This window comes from Desulfomicrobium baculatum DSM 4028 (assembly GCF_000023225.1).
GTDB classification, from domain to species: Bacteria; Desulfobacterota; Desulfovibrionia; order Desulfovibrionales; family Desulfomicrobiaceae; genus Desulfomicrobium; species Desulfomicrobium baculatum.
This window is the reverse complement of record NC_013173.1, coordinates 1,944,164-1,958,647: the sequence shown is the minus strand read 5'-3', so window position 1 is coordinate 1,958,647 and position 14,484 is coordinate 1,944,164. Positions and strand designations below refer to the sequence as shown.

Below are 14,484 nucleotides of genomic sequence, written 5' to 3'. Positions count from 1 at the left end.
CGCAAGGACTCCTGACGCGCTACCCGTATTTTTCAAAATAACCGCGCGGCGTGAGAATTTTATTTCCCGCCAGGCGGCTCGCGCTGTTGCCGATGACCACGGTGGTCAGCATGTCGGCCCACTCGGGGTCGCAGCTGCCAAGGGTCGCGACGCGCACGTCCTGATCCGGGCGGTAGGCGTTGCGCACGAAGCCGACAGGGGTGTCCGGGCCCCGGTGTTCGGCGGCCATGGCCAGGGCCTGCCCCAGGTAGGAGTCGCGTTTGCGGGATTTGGGGTTGTAGAGGACAATGACGAAATCGCCCTCCACCGCGCAGCGGATCCGCTTCATGATGGTCGGCAGCGGGGTCAAAAGGTCGGACAGGGAGATGGACGCGAAGTCGTGCATGAGCGGTGCGCCGAGCAGGGCCGCAGCCGCGCACAGGGCCGGGATGCCCGGCACGATCTCGAGATCGACCGTATCCAGGAGTCCCTCGCGTTCCAGGAATTCAAGGACGAGTCCTGCCATGCCGTAGATGCCGCTGTCCCCGGAGGAGACCACCACCGTGTCCAGTCCGGCCAGGGCGAATTCCACGGCCTTGGCCGTGCGTTCCATTTCTTTTTTCATGGGACTTGAAAAAAGAGTTTTGCCTTGGAGCAGGTCAGGATCAACCATTTCCATATAACGGTCATATCCGACCACGGCTCCGGCCTGAGCCAGACAGGACAGGGCCATGGGGGCGAGCAGCGCCGTGCTGCCGGGGCCGAGCCCGATCACGCTCAGCCGGCCAGGCATATGGCCACCGTCACGTTTCCGTTTATCGTCTTGGGCACGATGAGCCGCGCCTTGGGGCTCATTTTCAAGGCCGCCTGCATGCTCGCTGCTTCGCATACGCTTCCCGCTCCTATTTTTTCCCGTACCCGCTCCGAGGGGTTGGGGACGTGCGTTTCATTCAAGACTGAAGCTGCGAAAAATTCCAGAGGCAGTCCCAGTTTTTTGGCCGCGTCCAGCAGCCCGCCTTCATCCCTCTTTAGTTCGACGCTGGCCAGCGCGGCCAGACTGCCGCATGCCAGATCGTGCTGTTCCATGACCTGTGCCAGGGCCGCCTGAATTTCCTCTCGCGAAGCGCCCCGGCGGCACCCGATGCCGACGCAGAGGCAGCGCGGGTGCAGGAGCAGGCCTGCCGTGGTGACCGTTTTCCAGCTGACCAGCACCTGCGCTTGCGGATCATCGACCAGTTCAAAGGAAGTATTCGAATCCGTGTCATCGCGCAGGCGCAGACGATTTTCCGGGTCGTGCACCGTGACGCGTCCGCCTTCGGCCAGGTCGCTGTTGATCGCCGCAAGGCGGGAGGGGTCGGCGATGACGCAGTCCCGGTTTTGGGCCAGGGTGTCGATGGCGGGTTTGCCGGCCGTGTCCGTGGCCGTGGTGATGACGGGGTGACCGCCGATATGAAGGGCGATGCGCCGGGCCAGGTCATTGGCCCCGCCGAGATGCCCGGACAGAAGGCTTACGACATGCTCGCCGTTCTGATCGCAGACGACCACGGCCGGGTCTGTGGTCTTGGAGTGCAGCAGGGGCGCGATGCTGCGCACCACGATGCCCGTGGCGGCGACAAAGACATGGGCGTGGTAGAGGGGGAAATTGGCGCGGACCTGGTCGGCGATGCGTTCAAAGCCGCGCACCTCGCCTTCGGCCAGACGGCTGGTGGCGAACAGGTCGGACGGCGCCATGGCGGCGATGCGTCCGGCCAGGCCAAGACCCTGGCGTGTCATGGCGTAGACGGCCATGCGCGGCCAGGTCTGCGGGCGCTCGGCCTCGCGAAACCCGTGTCCGAAGGAGGCGGCGTAGAGCCGGGACTGAATCTGCGGCGCGGACTCGCCGGGCAGGATCAGGAACACGGCCTGGCGGGTGATGTTGGCCGCCTGCACGCTTTGTTCCAGCTCCGCCAGGGTGGTGCGGACGATTTTCTCCTCCGGGTGACCGACCTTGTGGCCGATGACGATGACCGTGTCTTCAGGCGATCCGGCCAGACGCAATTCACTGGCCAGCTCCCCGGCCTTGTCCGCCGAGAGGTACACGGCCACGGACGAGCCGTGCCGCGCAAGGGAGCTCAGGCGCTCGGATTCCGGGACCGGCGTGCGGCCGTGCAGCCGGGTGATGATGAGGCTCTGGGTGGTCTCGGGCACGGTGAAGGACACCCCGGCCCGGGCCGCCGCGGCAAAGGCGGCGGTCACTCCGGGAACTATTTCCCAGCTTACGCCGTCCCGCTCCAGGAGGGCGATCTGCTCGCGCACGGAGCCGAAAAGTGACGGATCTCCGGTGTGCACCCGCGCCACCAGTCCGCCCTTGCGCGCCGTTTCCAGCATCAGGGTGTGGGTCGCATCAAGGCTCATGCCCGCCGAATCGGCGACCGCGGCATCCGGCCTGGCGCAAGCCACCACCTTGGCGGGCACCAGGGACCCGGCATACAGCACCAGGTCCGCCCGGGCCACAAGGTCCCGGCCGCGCACCGTGATCAGGTCCGGATCGCCGGGGCCTGCGCCGATAAAATACACCTGCGAAGAATTATTCATGTGTCGCTTGAAGGTTTTTGGGTTTCCAGAAGAAAAACGGGATTGGAAGGCACCAGCCGCACATCGCCGCCCAGAGGCGCGCTTGCGTGGTGCATGAGCTGATGCACGGTTAACGGCCAGCCCAGTCGGCTGAAGACTGCGCGGGCCGTTTCCAGGGTGGACAGGAGCACGGCCGCCACCACCAGCCGCCCGCCGGGGGCAAGCAGGGCGGCGCACCGGGAAAGGACAGGCTCAGAGGCCCCGCCGCCGAGGAAGATGTGGGTGGGGGGGGCATACTTCCCATCCTCCAAAAAATACTCCAGCGAAGCATGCACCGCCTTCACTAACCACGCTCCGGTGCGTTCCACATTTGTCTTGATGTGGCGCACGCGCTCGGCCTGGCGTTCCACTGCCACCACCCGCCCCTTGTCGAGGAGCCGCGCGGCTTCCAGACTGACGGCGCCGCTGCCAGCACCCAGATCCCACAGGGTCGCGTCCGGAGGCAGGCGCAGGAGGGAAAGGGCGAAAGCCCGGACCGGCTGCTTTGTCATCAGGGCACCTGCGTGGGCCAGGGCGTTTTCGTCCAGGCCCAGTTCCAGCGTAAGCGTTGGGGCCTGTGTGCGTTCCAGGAGAATGATGTTCAGCGTGTGCCACGAGCGCTGCGCGGCCTCCGGCAGAGTGACTGTGGTCAACTGTTCTTCCGGGCCTCCAAGGGCCTCGGCCACGTGCATGCGCCAGCCCGTCACGCCGCGCTCAAGCAACAGCCGGGCTATGGCGTCCGGGCTGTGGAGGTGGTCCGTGTACAGGGCCGCCAGGCTGCCGTGGGTCAGGGCGGCGAAGAGCGGGGTCTGATCGTCGCGGCCATGCAGGGACAAGGCGCGGCACTCGTGCCAGGGCAGGCCGAAACGGGCGCAGGCGGTCTGCAGGGCCGAGACATTGGGGTGAAAGGTCAGTTCGCGCGGGGCGAAGAAGCGCAGCAGACTCGCTCCGATACCGTAGAGTAGGGGATCGCCGTCGGCCAGGACACAGACGATGCCGTCCTCTGCGCGGCTTTGGATGCGGGCCGCGAATTCCTCCAGGGCCCCAAGGGGCAGGCGTCTGCTCTCTTCGATGCCCAGTTCGTCGAGGAGCCGTCTTCCGCCGGCCACCAGATCCGCCGAGCGGATGAGGTCCAGGGTCTCCGGGGAACGATGGGCCGGGCACAGTCCAAGCCCCAGAACATGAATCATGCGGCCTCCGAGGTTTGGTGCAGAATCTGGCCGGAAAAATCGAAAAGCATGTAGTCAACGCCCACCTCTCGCCCGCAAAAGAGGCGGGCTGCGGCCGCAGCCTTGTCCGTGAGCAGGGCGAAGAGGGTTGCGCTTTGCGGCAGGGGAGCCAGAAGCTCCAGGGCCTGCATGGCCGTGTTGCCGCCGGCGACCTTCTGGCAGACGTGGCGGTCGAAGCCGCAATCCGCGCACCAGCCCGCGAGGATGGTCAGGTCAAGCTCCGCGCTGCGGGCGTGGGTGTAGCGGTGTCCCTGGGCCTGCTTGACCAGCTTGCCGAAAAAGACGCCCCAGAGCACGGAATCAAAGCCGCGCCGCCCGACTTCCTTCATGCTGTAGGCAAAAAAATCGGCCACCTGCACGCACGCGGTTTCCGGCGTCCGGGGGCGGGCCTGACGCAGGAAGCGTTCGCTGCGTCCGCCCGTGGTCAGACAGGGGGTGCGCGCTCCGCAGGCCTGCATGACATCCAGACACTGGCGAATTGTGGCCTGGTAGGCCGCGTTGCTGAAGGGCTTGACCGTGCCCCGGGTGCCGAGAATGGAGATACCGCCGATGATGCCCAGGCGCGGATTGAAGGTTTTTTGGGCCAGTTCTTCCCCGCGATCCACGCTGATTTCCACTTCCAGACTCACTTTTTCGTTCATGCCGCAGGCAGCGGCCATGGCCTCGGTCACGGCCAGGGTGATCTGCTGGCGGGGCACGGGATTGATGGCGGGCATGCCGACGGGAACGGGCAGGCCCGGCCTGGTCACGACGCCAACGCCTGCCCCGCCGCGCAAAACGACGCCATCCCCTACGCCGCGCCGCACCCGCGCCCGAATCACGGCGCGGTGGGTCACGTCCGGGTCGTCGCCGCCGTCCTTGACCACGGCGGCCATGATGCCTTCCCCGTCGACCCGGCTTTCAAGGATGGTGATGGTCATGCGCTGGCCCACGGGCAGCGGCACTTCCACGCTGTCCTGGGCGCGGCCCGTGAGCAGGCGCAGCGTCGCGGCCTTGGCGGCGGCGGCGGCCGCCGTGCCCGTGGTGAAGCCATGACGCAGGGTCATGCCCCGCAGACTCCGGCGAAATGGGCGGCCATGTGCGGATTGGAGCCGAAATGCAGGTGCACGTACGATCCAAGGCAGTTGCCTTTCAGGTAGCCGCCTCCGGCATTCGTTTTTCCGCAGCGGTCATGGACGTCGTAGACCTGGGCGGCGGCCGGGTCGCTGCCGGTCATTTTTGAATAATGGAATTCATGCCCTCTGGCCTGTGCGCCGGGAGCGCCCAGGGGGGAGGGGGCGACGAGTTTCACTTCGCGGTATCCCAGGGCCTGATGGCGGCCTTCCATGGCGCAGGTGAAATCGAACACTCCGGCCATGGCGTGTTCCTGTCCTGCGCGCGTGCGCAAGGAGCGCATCAGATACATGAAGCCGCCGCATTCGGCGTAGACCGGCTTGCCGCTTTGGCAGAAGTCGCGGATTTTGCCGAGCATAGCCGTGTTGGCGGCCAGTTCCGCCGCGTGCAGTTCCGGGTACCCGCCTCCCAGATACAGGCCTTTCAGGGCCGGGGGCAGGTTTGTATCGTGCAAGGGGGAGAAGGGCACCAGTTCGGCCCCGGCCTGACGCAGCATGCGCAGGTTTTCTTCGTAGTAGAAGCAAAAGGCGCGGTCACGGGCGTATCCGATGCGGATTTCCGGCATCTTGACCCCGCCGTCGCTGAGCGATGGCAGGGAGTATTCCGGCAAGGCGTCCAGCAGGGCGTCCAGGTCGATGGAGGCCTCGACCCAGTCGGCCAGGGCGTTCAGACGCTCCTCGCGGCGGTCCAAATCGTCGGCGGTGACCAGCCCGAGGTGCCTTGAGGGCAGGGGCAGGTCGGCCTGGCGCGGCAGGCTGCCCAGGACCTTTATGTCCCGGCCTTCCATGGCCTGGGCCAGGATCTGCCCGTGGGTGGGGCTGCCGGTCATGTTGAAGAGCACGGAGTCCAGGCGCAGGTCCGGGTCGAATTCGCCGTAGCCTTTGACCAGCGCCGCCGCCGAGCGGGCCATGCCGCGCGCGTTGACCACCAGCATGACCGGCACGCCCAGAATCTTGGCCAGCTGCGCGGCCGAGCCTTCTTCGCTCACGGCCCCGATGCCGTCGAAGAGGCCCATGGCCCCCTCGATGATGGAAATGTCGCAGCCCTCGTGGTTGCGGCGGAAGATGCGATGGATTTCGTCGGCGGAAAGCATCCAGCCGTCGAGGTTGTGGCTGGGCAGGCCGGAGGCCATGCGGTGCAGGCCGGGATCGATGAAATCAGGCCCGGACTTGAAGCCCTGCACCACCAGGCCCTTGCGGGCGAAGGCTTTCATCAGGCCGAGAGTGACGGAGGTCTTTCCGCACCCGCTGGAGGTGCCGGCAATGACGATGGCTTTGGGCATACGCGTATCCTTGGTTCAAAGTGATTCGTTTTTGGTCAGCAGCATGAGCGAGAGATACGTCGGGTTGTCCGGCGCCTCGTCCAGGCTGCGCGTGATGAACTCTTCCTTCATGCCCATTCTTGACGCGAAAACGCAATGGGTCGGGGTCGGAAAAGTACGCAGTTCCTCGCGAATGGCGGAAAAATTGGTGTAGGCCTTGAGGATGACGGCGTTGTCCGCGCCCTCCAGGCTCTTGCGCAGCTCCCCGGCTTCGCGGATGCCGGGCAGGATGAGCAGGTTCTGGGCGCTCTCGGCCAGCACGGTCTGCGTGGCCGCGGCCACGGCCTGGAAAGAGGTGATGCCGGGGATGACCGTCACCTCCTGCTCCGGGGCCAGGGTGCGCAGGGTGCGCAAGAGGTAGGCGAAGGTCGAATAGAGCAGGGGATCGCCCAGTGTTATAAAGGCCGCATCGTGCCCCGCTTCAAGCTCTTTGAGGACCAAGCGGGCGTTTTCCTCCCAGGCCGTCTGCAGGGTGCCCTCGTTGCGGCTCATGGGAAAGCCCAGCCGGATGATGCGCGCGTCCGGCTTCACATGGGGGCGCGCGATGTCAAGGGCCAGGGAGTCGTCGTTCTTGGTCGAGGACGCCGCCAGGATGAGGTCCACCCGGCCAAGCACTTTCGCCGCCTTGATGGTCAAGAGTTCTGGGTCTCCTGGTCCAACGCCGATGCCGTAGAGATGGCCGCTCATGGTCGGACCTCCTTTTTCCAGTTTGATATGATGGTTGCAAGTTGGCGCACGGCCTCCAGGCTGCGTGGACCGGGCCGTGAAAAGACCTTCTGGTCCACGGTATGGACCTGGCCGGATTTCACGCAGGCGAGGGTGCGAAAGAGATGGCGCTCGGCCATGGGCACGGGGCGGGGGTTCATGGGCCCCTCCTGGACAAGGTAGATGTCGGGATCAAGGCGCAAGAGCTCCTCTTCGCCCAGGCGCACAAGCTTGTCCGGAGCGGCGACGCAGTTTTCCCCGCCGGCCCTGTAGAGTATTTCCGAAGCCATGGAACCCTGTCCGGCCGCCAGAAGCGTGGGGTAGCGCGCCTCGAAGAAGATTCGGGGGCGCGGGGCAGTGTTTGCGGCCTCGATACGCGCAAGTTCCGAGCGCATGAAGGCAATGCGCTTGGCGGCCTGATCCGTGCTTGCGGTCAGCGTGCCCAGACGTTCCATGACTGAAAAAAGCTGCTCGAAATTTTCAAGATCAAAGACCGCGACGTTCAGGCCCCGTTTTTCCAGAAAGCGCACCGGCTCCATGGCCTCGCCCCGTCCCCCGAGCTGGATGACCAGATCCGGCGCAAGACCCAGGATCAGCTCCGCATTGGGGCGCAGGTGGGTGCCGATGGACGGTTTGGCTTTGATGGACGCAGGCAGGTCGTCGGTGGCCGTGCGGGCGATGAGCAGGTCTTCGCGTCCAAGGTCGGCCAGGATCTCGTTGAAAGCACCGTAAAGGGCGATGATCCGGGTCGCGGGCGCATCCAGACTGATCTGACGCCCCTGATCGTCGGTGACAAAGATTGCGGCCAGGGCGCTTGCAGGAATCTGGAGCAGGAAAAGGTTAAGCACGAGGTACCAGATAAGCCTGGGGAGCCCCGGTGAGGGGATGCGCAGCCACGGCAAGGGGTGTTTCATAAATCTCGCTCAAGGTTTGGGCCGTAAAAATTTCGCGGGTCGGGCCATCGGCCGCGACGGAACCGTTTTTCAGAAAGACAAGGCGCTGGCAATAGAGAGCGGCCAGGTTCAGGTCGTGGGCCACGGTCAGAATCGTCAGGCCTGCGGCATTTTTGGCCTTGAGCAGTTCGTAGAGATCCATGGTCCGGGCCACGTCGAGGTTGGACGCAGCCTCGTCCAGCAGCAGCAGCCTGGTGTCCTGGGCCAGGGCCTTGGCAGTGATGACCCGTTGCAATTCGCCGCCGGAGAGGGCCTCGGTGCTGCGCTGCCCCAGGTGCAGGCAACTCGTCTCCTGCATGGCTTCCCGCGCGCGCAGATGGTCATGCCGGGAATAGCCGCCCAGAAAGGAGACATACGGGTAACGGCCCATGAGCACCAGCGACTGGGCGCGCACTGCGGACAGGCCGGGGTTTTTCTGGGCCACGGTGGCGCACTGCCGGGCCCGGGCCTTGGCCGGCAGCGCCTTGATGTCATGGCCCGCGATGCGGATGCTGCCCGAGGCGCACGGCAGGACTCCGGACAGAGCGCGGATGAGGGTCGTCTTGCCGCTGCCGTTGGGGCCAAGGATGCCCGTGAATTCGCCCTCGCGGACAGTCAGGGAGATGCCGCGAAGCACCGGCAGCCCTTTGTAGCCAGTGCTCAGGTCTAAAATCTCGATCATTGGAGTGCTCATGGTCTGCGTCCCCTGGCCAGGATCAGGCAGAAAAAGGGGCCGCCGAACAGGGCCGTGACCACGCCCACGGGCAGTTCCGCTCCGTAAGAAAGAATGGTGCGGGCCAGGACGTCGGACCAGAGCAGCAAAATCCCTCCGCCCAGGGCCGAAAAAAGAAGCAGGGGCCTGGAGTCCGGCCCGATGAGCATGCGCACCAGGTGGGGAACCACCAGCCCGACGAAGCCGATGATCCCGGAAACGCTGACTGCCGCGGCGGTCAGCATTCCGGCTCCGACGAGCAGGCCGATGCGCGCCCGTCCCACGGACACGCCGACCTGGGCCGCCTGTTCGGACCCCAGCCCCAGGATGTCGAGCTCGCGGGCCAGAAAAAGGACCAGGGCGCAGCCTGCGGCCATGTAGGGCAACATGAGTTCGATGTGCTCGAATCCCCGGCCCTGGAAGCTACCCATGATCCAGAACACGATGGCCGCCACGGACTCTTCGTTCAGTGACTTGATGAGGGCGATGAGGGCACCGAGAAAGGTGGAGACGACGATCCCGCCCAGGACCAGGCTCTCGCGGGAAAAATCCCCGGCTAGCCTGCTCATGGCCAGCACCAGAATCATGGCCGCGAAGGCTCCGCCCAGAGCGGCCAGGGGGAGGGTCGAAAGCCCGGCCACCGTCCAGCCCATACCGAGGGCCAGGGCCGCCCCGCAGGCCGCGCCGCTGGAGATGCCCAGGGTGAACGGGTCGGCCAGGGGGTTGCGCAAGAGGCCCTGGAAAACGCCGCCGGACACGGCCAGGGCCGCTCCGGTCAGAAAGGAGAGCAGGATGCGGCCCAGGCGGATGTCGCGCACGATGACCAGGGCCTGGGTCTCGGCCTGGCCATGGAGCATGGCGCCGATAGCCTGGTGGATGGCATCGGCGGGCAAGGGATAGGACCCGAAAAACAGGGCCGCGTAGATGGAAAGGGGCACGGCGGCCGCCATGGCCAGCCATGCCCGAATGTGTCGCGTGTCGTTCATGGGGCTAGGGCAGGCGCTCCAGGGCCGCCTGCAGATGATTCAGCCAGAGGTCGACGAAAGCGGGGATCTGCGCGGTTCCACGCAGGACGGGAACGCAGGTCAGGCCGTCGGCCGTGAGCACGGATTTCCAGGAGTCATCTTCGTCACCGGCCATGTCGTTGACCGCATGGTCCCCGGCCACGGCCATGAAGGGCAGGAGATAGACTTTCGATACCGCGTTTATTTTGAGCGCCTGTCGCACGTCGTCCAGCGATGGCGTGCCCTCGACGGTGCCGACCAGCACCAGCGGATCGAGCCTGTTCAGGGAATACTGCAGGCCGGGATAATAGATGTTGGCGGGATGATGGGTGCCGTGTCCCATGAGGATGACGGCCTCGCCTTTTTTGCGTTCAGGCGGCAGGCTGGCCATGATGGCCTTGGCGCACGCCTCCACGTCATCCGGTTCGGCCAGCAGCGGCAGGCCCAGAACCACGCTGTCCATGCCCTTGGGCAGGCCGGAGAAGGCGTCGACCGTTTGCTTCAAGGCGTGGAATTCCTCGCCGGGGATGGTGTGCAGCGACTGCACGGCGACATGCGTGAAGCCGTCGTCCATCATCCGCGCCAGGGCCATGGCCGGGGAGTCGAAGTGCTGTCCCTGGGCGGAGAGCTTGTCGCGCACGATGCGGGAGGAATAGGCCCATCGAATTTCAAGGCCGGAAAAGCGCTGCGTCGCCTTTTCCCCGATATGGTCCAGGGCGCTGCGGGCTTCGGGCACGGTAGTGCCGAAAGCCACCAGCAGAATGCCCTTTTTGGGTGGCCGTTCCTTGTGCCCGGCCACGGCCGGGCCGCACAGGGCGAGCAGAAAAAGGAAAAGAAAGAGTCCGCAAACATGCGAGGCTTTGAACATGAGACCTCCAGGTTTGGCGGGGGCGGTGAGGACAGGACGGCTGTCCAATGGCGCGGCCCGCAAAACCCCCGTTGCAGGCAGCACAGACTTGTGACTGGACCTCGGACAGGTCTTCCGGCTCGTTTCACCATTCTCGTCCTTCCCGGAACCGATCCCAGTGGACAGCGTGGAGCATGGCTTTTTTTGAAACTTACGGCGGCGGGTCCGCTCCCGATTTGCACGGGATTCCCTTTTACACCCTAAGGTATCCGAAGTGGAAAAGACGCTAGTCGCGGCCTTGGGGGGTGTCAAGAAATCCTGAGGAAAGCATATGCTTGACAGAAGCGGGTCCTGCGAATACATGGTCACAAAATGACTTCCGGTCACTTTGTGACCATGATCCAAAAAGGAGCCCCGTGGCCAGAAAACAGCAGGAAAAATCACTCCAGACGCAGCGCGAACTGCTGGACTCGGCGGAAAAACTGTTCGCCGCCAAAGGTTTCGTCGCCACCACCGTGGCCGAGATCACCTCCGACGCGGGGTATGCCAAGGGCAATTTCTACCGGCACTGGCAGAGCAAGGACGAGATCATGCTGGCCATCATCGCCATCAAGATGCAGTCCTACCGCGCCATGCGTGACGCAGCTCTGCAGGATGCCCACAGCCTGGAAGAGGTCATGGACCGCATTCTCGACTTTCTGGAGACCATGATCGACGACCGCAACTGGAGCTCGGTCTTTCTTGAATTCACCATCCATGCCTCCCGTAACGAGGATTTGCGCGGCCAGCTCAACCAGTCCCTCTATCGCCTCTCCAACGAAATTTTCGACGACATCGTCGCGCCCTACGTCAAAAACGGCTATCCGGCGCGCAAGATCGGAGCGCTGAACACGGCCCTGTTCGAGGGTTTTCTGATTCATTCCCTGCTCGGGACGGGAACCATCGACCGCAAGGATTTTCGCCGGGCAGCCATGAAGCTGGCCCTGGCCAACGCCCTGGACGACCAGGAATAATCGGGCCCGCGCATGGTGCGCGGCCCTACTTTTTCACACGGAGGATTGTTGTCATGAGGCTGTTCGTACGGATCGCGACCCTGGCTTTCATCGTTCTTGGATTTTCGGCGCAGGCCATGGCTGCCGGGCCGGTCAAGCTGTCCTACAGCAATTTCTTCCCCCCGACCCATATCCAGTCGATCCTGGCCGAAGAGTGGTGCCGCGAGGTCGAGAAGCGCTCGAACGGCCAAGTGGTCATCGACTACTATCCGGCCGGAACCCTGACCAAGCCCAAGGACTGCTATGACGGCGTGGTCCAGCGCATCTCCGACATCGGGCTCTCCGCCCTCGGATACACCAAGGGGCGTTTCCCGGTTCTGTCCGGAGTCGATCTGCCCATGGGCTACACGACCGGCGTGCAGGCCACAACGCTGGCCAACGCCGTGTACGAGCAGTTCAAGCCCAAGGAATTCGACGACGTGCATGTCCTGTATTTTCACGCCCACGGCCCGGGCAAACTGCACACCGCAGGCAAGCCCGTCACGTCCATGGAAGAGATCAAAGGCATGAAGATCCGCGCCACCGGCAACAGCGCAAGCGTCATCTCCGCCCTGGGCGGCAATCCGGTGGCCATGTCCATGCCCGACTCCTACCAGTCCATCCAGAAGGGCGTGGTGAACGGTGGAATCTATCCCGTTGAAACCAACAAGGGCTGGAAAATGGGCGAGGTTGTTGACTATTTGACGGACACCACCGCCGTGGCCTACACGACCACCTTTTTCGTGGTCATCAACAAGGATGTCTGGGCTTCCCTTTCCCCCGAGGTGCAAAAAGCCATGACCGAGGTCAGCCGTGAATGGACGCCCAAACACGGGCAGGCCTGGGATGACAGCGACAAGGAAGGTTTGGAATTTTTCCTGGCCCAGCAGGGCAACGCCGTGGTCACCCTGGACCCGGCCGAGGCCGAGCGCTGGACCAAGGCCATGGAACCCATCTTCGGCGAATACGAGGCCGAATGCGCCAAGGTCGGAGCGGACGGCAAGGCCGTGCTTGAATTCATGCGCGCCAATTTGAAATAGTCTGGTTTTGTCGGATAGTCGCAGGGGCACGAGCCGCAAGGCTCCTGCCCCTGCGTCATGCAAGAACGGGAGAGTGTTCGTGGAGATCGTTGAAAAGATTCTGGCCCGCATCGGAAGCGTGATGCGTATCGGCGGATGCCTGTGCCTTTTGGGCATGTCGTTTCTGACCGTGGCCGACATTACCGGGCGGCTCAATCGCAGCCCCATTTTCGGCTCCGAAGAGGTCGTCACCTTTCTGGCCGTTCTGGCGCTGGGGCTGTCGCTGCCGTACGCCCATTCCCATCGTTCGCACATCGGGGTGGAGGTCTTCGTGCAGCTGATGTCGACCACGGTGCGCCGTCGGCTCAAGCTATTCCGCGAAACCCTGTCCGTGGCCTTTTTTGCCACGGTCACGGTCATGATGTTCGCGTATGCCCGGGACAAGCATCTTTCGGGTGAGGTCTCCATGAACCTGGGTTTGCCCGAGTACCATCTTTTGTACGCCCTTGGCGCATGCTTCGCCGTGGCCACCCTGACCATGTTCGTCGACCTGCTGCTTTTTCTGCTGCAGTGGAGAAAATCATGAGCCCGGCCGGTATCGGATTTCTGGGCATAGCGATCATGCTCCTGCTTTTCGCCACGCGCATGCCCGTGGCCTTTGTCATGGGCGTGGTCGGCTTGGTGGGTTTTTCCGTGCTGACTTCCGTTCAGGGCGGGTTGAACATGCTCAGCCGCAGCATGTACGAGGTTTTTGTCTCCTACGACCTGACGACCATTCCCCTCTTCATCCTCATGGGGCAACTGGCCTTCAACGCGGGCATCAGCAGGCGTCTTTTTTCAACGACGTACCATTTTTTCGGACACATCCGCGGCGGACTGGCCATGGCCACGGTTTCGGCCTGCACCGCCTTCGGCGCGGTCTGCGGGTCCAGCCCGGCCACGGCCGCGACCATGGCCACGGTGGCCATTCCGGAGATGAAGCGCTTCGGATACCGCGATCGTCTGGCGGCGGGAGCGGTGGCCGCGGGCGGGGGGCTCGGCATGATCATGCCGCCGAGCGTGGTGCTGATCATCTACGGGGTGCTCACGGAGCAGTCCATCGGGCAGCTTTTCGTGGCCGGTATCCTGCCCGCCTTTCTGCTGACCGCTCTTTTCCTGTGCGCCGTCTATGTCACCTGCCGCCGTCATCCCGAATACGGTCCCGTGGCCGAACATTTCTCCTGGGCGGCCCGGTTCAGGTCTCTGACCGGCCTGATTGACACCCTGATCATCTTCGCCGTGGTTCTGACGGGGCTGTTCAAGGGCTGGTTCACGCCCACGGAAGCGGCCTCGGTGGGGGCGGTGAGCGTCCTGGTGCTGGGCCTTGCGCGGCGGCAACTGAACTGGCGGCTGATCATGAAGTCGCTGGAAGAGACGCTGCGCACCTCATGCATGATTCTTTTTCTGGTGGCCGGTGCCGTGGTTTTCGGCAAATTTCTGGCCGTGACCCGCATCCCCTTCACCACGGCGAGCTATATCGGCGGCCTTGAAATTCCGGCCCTGGCGGTCATGGCGATCATCGTGTTCATCTATTTTGTCGGCGGATGCTTCATGGACTCCCTGGCCATGATCATGCTGACCGTTCCGGTCTTTTACCCCGTGGTCATGAACTTGGGCTACGATCCCATCTGGTTCGGGGTCATCATCGTGCTGGTCACGGAGATGGGGGTCATCACGCCCCCCGTGGGCATCAATGTCTATGTGGTCTACGGCGTGACCACGGCCATGAAGCAGAACATCAGCCTGGAATCCATCTTTCGCGGCATTTACCCCTTTCTGGTGGCCACGGTCATCGGCATTGCAATCCTGTTTTTCATCCCCCAGATAGTGACCTATCTGCCGTCCCTGATGTAAGGGGCTGGCCTAAGTGACGCATGAGCTCGCGCGTCGCGTTTTTTGTTCAACTCGCCCGAGGCCGGAAAAATTCCGGCCTCTTTCGTTCTGATGGTCCATGAAATCGC

Annotated in this window: 14 protein-coding genes and 1 riboswitch; of the genes, 4 read left to right on the top strand and 10 right to left on the bottom strand. The window is 63.8% G+C overall.

Features of this window, described 5'->3' with window-relative positions; translation table 11 throughout:
* Positions 1-19: 19 nt before the first annotated feature.
* Genes cobJ through DBAC_RS08580 form a run of 10 tightly spaced genes read right to left on the bottom strand, consistent with a single transcriptional unit; the run spans position 20 to position 10,455 of the window.
* Entirely contained in the window at positions 20-772 is a 753-nt protein-coding gene (gene cobJ / locus DBAC_RS08625; RefSeq protein WP_015773901.1) for a precorrin-3B C(17)-methyltransferase, read from the bottom strand.
* Positions 757-2,553, bottom strand: coding sequence for a precorrin-4 C(11)-methyltransferase (cobM, locus tag DBAC_RS19945; RefSeq protein WP_015773900.1), 1,797 nt, complete (start codon positions 2,551-2,553; stop codon positions 757-759). The genes cobJ and cobM overlap by 16 nt, the downstream gene beginning before the upstream one ends.
* Complete coding sequence (locus DBAC_RS08615) at positions 2,550-3,761, bottom strand: bifunctional cobalt-precorrin-7 (C(5))-methyltransferase/cobalt-precorrin-6B (C(15))-methyltransferase (RefSeq protein ID WP_015773899.1); 1,212 nt, start codon at positions 3,759-3,761, stop codon at positions 2,550-2,552. Before DBAC_RS08615 ends, cobM begins: the two co-directional genes overlap by 4 nt.
* The gene (locus DBAC_RS08610; RefSeq protein ID WP_015773898.1) at positions 3,758-4,846 is read right to left on the bottom strand and encodes a cobalt-precorrin-5B (C(1))-methyltransferase; all 1,089 of its coding nucleotides are present in this window, start codon (positions 4,844-4,846) and stop codon (positions 3,758-3,760) included. Before DBAC_RS08610 ends, DBAC_RS08615 begins: the two co-directional genes overlap by 4 nt.
* Positions 4,843-6,195, bottom strand: a complete 1,353-nt coding sequence (locus DBAC_RS08605) for a cobyrinic acid a,c-diamide synthase CobB (RefSeq protein WP_015773897.1) — start codon at positions 6,193-6,195, stop codon at positions 4,843-4,845. The genes DBAC_RS08610 and DBAC_RS08605 overlap by 4 nt, the downstream gene beginning before the upstream one ends.
* 15 nt (positions 6,196-6,210) lie before the next feature.
* Entirely contained in the window at positions 6,211-6,921 is a 711-nt protein-coding gene (cobI, locus tag DBAC_RS08600; protein WP_015773896.1) for a precorrin-2 C(20)-methyltransferase, read from the bottom strand.
* Positions 6,918-7,853 (bottom strand): ABC transporter substrate-binding protein, encoded by a 936-nt coding sequence (locus tag DBAC_RS08595; RefSeq protein ID WP_143890865.1) that lies wholly within the window; start codon positions 7,851-7,853, stop codon positions 6,918-6,920. Before DBAC_RS08595 ends, cobI begins: the two co-directional genes overlap by 4 nt.
* Entirely contained in the window at positions 7,780-8,565 is a 786-nt protein-coding gene (locus DBAC_RS08590) for an ABC transporter ATP-binding protein (RefSeq protein ID WP_015773894.1), read from the bottom strand. The genes DBAC_RS08595 and DBAC_RS08590 overlap by 74 nt, the downstream gene beginning before the upstream one ends.
* Entirely contained in the window at positions 8,562-9,569 is a 1,008-nt protein-coding gene (locus tag DBAC_RS08585) for a FecCD family ABC transporter permease (RefSeq protein ID WP_015773893.1), read from the bottom strand. Before DBAC_RS08585 ends, DBAC_RS08590 begins: the two co-directional genes overlap by 4 nt.
* Before the next feature lie 4 nt (positions 9,570-9,573).
* The gene (locus tag DBAC_RS08580; RefSeq protein WP_015773892.1) at positions 9,574-10,455 is read right to left on the bottom strand and encodes a sirohydrochlorin cobaltochelatase; all 882 of its coding nucleotides are present in this window, start codon (positions 10,453-10,455) and stop codon (positions 9,574-9,576) included.
* Positions 10,456-10,542: 87 nt separating this feature from the next.
* Positions 10,543-10,722, bottom strand: a riboswitch (cobalamin riboswitch).
* 128 nt (positions 10,723-10,850) lie between these two features.
* On the opposite strand from DBAC_RS08580, the gene DBAC_RS08575 reads away from it, so the two are divergent.
* The 4 genes from DBAC_RS08575 to DBAC_RS08560 all read left to right on the top strand — a co-directional run bounded on the left by DBAC_RS08575 (position 10,851) and on the right by DBAC_RS08560 (position 14,377).
* On the top strand, positions 10,851-11,447 hold the full coding sequence (locus DBAC_RS08575; RefSeq protein WP_015773891.1) for a TetR/AcrR family transcriptional regulator: 597 nt from the start codon (positions 10,851-10,853) through the stop codon (positions 11,445-11,447).
* A gap of 53 nt (positions 11,448-11,500) precedes the next feature.
* Complete coding sequence (locus DBAC_RS08570) at positions 11,501-12,505, top strand: TRAP transporter substrate-binding protein (protein ID WP_015773890.1); 1,005 nt, start codon at positions 11,501-11,503, stop codon at positions 12,503-12,505.
* A gap of 79 nt (positions 12,506-12,584) precedes the next feature.
* Positions 12,585-13,070, top strand: coding sequence for a TRAP transporter small permease (locus DBAC_RS08565; protein WP_015773889.1), 486 nt, complete (start codon positions 12,585-12,587; stop codon positions 13,068-13,070).
* Positions 13,067-14,377 (top strand): TRAP transporter large permease, encoded by a 1,311-nt coding sequence (locus DBAC_RS08560; RefSeq protein ID WP_015773888.1) that lies wholly within the window; start codon positions 13,067-13,069, stop codon positions 14,375-14,377. Before DBAC_RS08565 ends, DBAC_RS08560 begins: the two co-directional genes overlap by 4 nt.
* Positions 14,378-14,484: the final 107 nt, after the last annotated feature.

Bases quoted from the DNA above. Each gene is read 5' to 3' on its own strand.
- cobI (WP_015773896.1), bottom strand. From the start codon at position 6,921: ATGAGCGGCCATCTCTACGGCATCGGCGTTGGACCAGGAGACCCAGAA.
- DBAC_RS08595 (WP_143890865.1), bottom strand. From the start codon at position 7,853: ATGAAACACCCCTTGCCGTGGCTGCGCATCCCCTCACCGGGGCTCCCC.
- DBAC_RS08610 (WP_015773898.1), bottom strand. From the start codon at position 4,846: ATGACCCTGCGTCATGGCTTCACCACGGGCACGGCGGCCGCCGCCGCC.
- cobJ (WP_015773901.1), bottom strand. From the start codon at position 772: ATGCCTGGCCGGCTGAGCGTGATCGGGCTCGGCCCCGGCAGCACGGCG.
- DBAC_RS08605 (WP_015773897.1), bottom strand. From the start codon at position 6,195: ATGCCCAAAGCCATCGTCATTGCCGGCACCTCCAGCGGGTGCGGAAAG.
- DBAC_RS08590 (WP_015773894.1), bottom strand. From the start codon at position 8,565: ATGAGCACTCCAATGATCGAGATTTTAGACCTGAGCACTGGCTACAAA.
- cobM (WP_015773900.1), bottom strand. From the start codon at position 2,553: ATGAATAATTCTTCGCAGGTGTATTTTATCGGCGCAGGCCCCGGCGAT.
- DBAC_RS08570 (WP_015773890.1), top strand. From the start codon at position 11,501: ATGAGGCTGTTCGTACGGATCGCGACCCTGGCTTTCATCGTTCTTGGA.
- DBAC_RS08585 (WP_015773893.1), bottom strand. From the start codon at position 9,569: ATGAACGACACGCGACACATTCGGGCATGGCTGGCCATGGCGGCCGCC.
- DBAC_RS08615 (WP_015773899.1), bottom strand. From the start codon at position 3,761: ATGATTCATGTTCTGGGGCTTGGACTGTGCCCGGCCCATCGTTCCCCG.
- DBAC_RS08560 (WP_015773888.1), top strand. From the start codon at position 13,067: ATGAGCCCGGCCGGTATCGGATTTCTGGGCATAGCGATCATGCTCCTG.
- DBAC_RS08580 (WP_015773892.1), bottom strand. From the start codon at position 10,455: ATGTTCAAAGCCTCGCATGTTTGCGGACTCTTTCTTTTCCTTTTTCTG.